Source organism: Arsenophonus nasoniae DSM 15247 (assembly GCF_000429565.1).
Lineage (GTDB): Bacteria > Pseudomonadota > Gammaproteobacteria > Enterobacterales > Enterobacteriaceae > Arsenophonus > Arsenophonus nasoniae.
This window is the reverse complement of sequence record NZ_AUCC01000194.1, coordinates 1-1960: the sequence shown is the minus strand read 5'-3', so window position 1 is coordinate 1960 and position 1960 is coordinate 1. Positions and strand designations below refer to the sequence as shown.

Here is a 1960-nt window from a genome sequence, read left to right as displayed (position 1 = left end):
ACCATTTTAGCGTTGGCCTTAATTTCCCCCTCACTATCCGCAAAACCACAAGGAACAGCACCACTCAAAAAGAATTTAATCATCTCGGAGTTCATACTGCACCTCCAACTCTATTCAAAATTCGGGCACGCTGACGAAGGGTTAAATTGCGTGAGGTTCGAGCAAATAGCTCGATTATTTGATTTTGCGCTTTAATTACGCGCACACGGAAGGTAGACTTTTTCATTAGCCTTACTCCTAGTTATCGTAGGTTTAGGGTTAGCTGGTTGTGGGAGGCGTTAACTCCCTCAATCAGCGGTTATTCTTTTTCGACAAAAGGAATATACGTTAATTTTTCCTTTGATTTTTCTCTAAAATTACTTTCTTGTTCAGTAGAAGTAGCAACAACAGTAGCACTAAAAATAGCATATTGACGCTCATCTCTACCTGCCTGCCAAGCTACTTTTTCGTTAACACAATATGCAGTTGCATTTCCAACTTTCACCGTATCTATCCAGTTATCTTTTTTTAAAATTCTTACCGCCCTTGCCACACTGGGACGACTATATCCGGTAACTTCTTGTAGTAACTGGTAACTACATACAACAGCGTTTGTCGTTCTTCCCATTTTTTCCATGAAAAAAATTAATATTTCAGCGGCAAGAGGATGTTTGCTTATTAAGCCTCTAAAATGATTCATATATCCCTTTGATAACTGGACGAAATTATAATTATCTGCTTTCAATTTATATGATACCTCTTAGTCTCAATCCAGTAACAAAAACTATAACCAAAAGATACCGGTTGTGTCAAATATTTTTTATTTAAAAAAACAGAGTATCATTAGCTATGAGACTTACAAGTATCATCATTGCTGATACTATAAAATTAAAAAAAACTTATAAATCATACTATTACATTACATTCCCTTTCTGTATCTGTATCAGTTCTGGAGTATCAGACAACTCTGTAGCTACAAACTAACTTCCGCTTCCTCGTCGACGTTGTTCGGTGCTCGCAAGCTGCGCTCCGCCTCAACGTCTCCTGCGGTGAGCGGACTGAGTTAAAGAAAAACACGATTTTCTTTTTAAAAAATCAAAAAATCTTTTCAAAATTAAAATTTAACGCCCACCGCTCGACGCAGCCAAGTGACCGAGCAACGCGAGCGAACGGGCGAGGAAGCGGAAGATAACCGGAAGTTAAAAGGAGCACGAACACTCGAAAATTACAGAGATTTCCCAATACGTTTTACCCGCACTTACCCAATGCAGCACCTCGTTCTCACGCTTGGTCAATCTTCTGAATAATTTTAAATCGGAGTTCATACTGCACCTCCAATACTACAAAGGTACTCACGCTGACGGGGTGTAAGGTGTTTTGATGTGAGAGCAAAGCTCAAAAGCTGCTCGATTGATATGCCGCACGCTTTCAGCCAGTGTTCAGATTTCTATTTTATTCAATTGATGACCATTCTTTCATATCTAAAAAAATAAGTAAATAGCTATTTTAATTAATTTGCGTATTTCGTTAATTTATATTAAATTACAAAAATGCAGATATTAAGGAATTATGAAGAAATGGCATTTTTAGAGTTTGGTTATTACCTCGAAGTTAATAATATAAAAAACAAAGATGTTGCCGAGAGATTAGGAGTAAAACCTCCTATGATTTCTCAATGGAGACACGATCCAAGAGTGAAAATCGATACAGATACAGGAGATTTAGTAAGAATATCCACTATATCAAGAGCTATACTCAGTAAATTAAAGCCCTCTGAATAACGACTTTTTTGTCCGGCTATTAATATTTTAAATATTATCCGCCACTAAATATGAATAAATTTTAAATTTATATGACCATGCAATAAATAACATAAATAATTGATTTAATTCATTTTTTATAATTTACAATTAATGTTGTTGGATTAACTTATACACAGAAAAAATGTCCGGCTATAACGACTTTTTTGTCCGGCTATAAC

General features: G+C 36.0%; 4 protein-coding genes. 1 reads left to right on the top strand and 3 read right to left on the bottom strand.

Features of this window, described 5'->3' with window-relative positions; translation table 11 throughout:
- Positions 1 to 91 precede the first annotated feature (91 nt).
- The 3 genes from G468_RS25155 to G468_RS23265 all read right to left on the bottom strand — a co-directional run bounded on the left by G468_RS25155 (position 92) and on the right by G468_RS23265 (position 1304).
- A complete protein-coding gene (locus G468_RS25155; RefSeq protein WP_276324689.1) occupies positions 92 to 226 on the bottom strand; it encodes a hypothetical protein in 135 nt (44 codons plus the stop codon).
- Positions 227 to 298: 72 nt separating this feature from the next.
- The gene (locus tag G468_RS21815; protein WP_155847031.1) at positions 299 to 724 is read right to left on the bottom strand and encodes a replication/maintenance protein RepL; all 426 of its coding nucleotides are present in this window, start codon (positions 722 to 724) and stop codon (positions 299 to 301) included.
- A gap of 454 nt (positions 725 to 1178) precedes the next feature.
- On the bottom strand, positions 1179 to 1304 hold the full coding sequence (locus G468_RS23265; RefSeq protein WP_081700723.1) for a LuxR C-terminal-related transcriptional regulator: 126 nt from the start codon (positions 1302 to 1304) through the stop codon (positions 1179 to 1181).
- A 252-nt stretch (positions 1305 to 1556) separates the two neighbouring features.
- Here G468_RS23265 and G468_RS0117320 point away from each other — a divergent pair, with 252 nt between their 5' ends.
- On the top strand, positions 1557 to 1760 hold the full coding sequence (locus tag G468_RS0117320) for a hypothetical protein (protein WP_026824071.1): 204 nt from the start codon (positions 1557 to 1559) through the stop codon (positions 1758 to 1760).
- Positions 1761 to 1960: the final 200 nt, after the last annotated feature.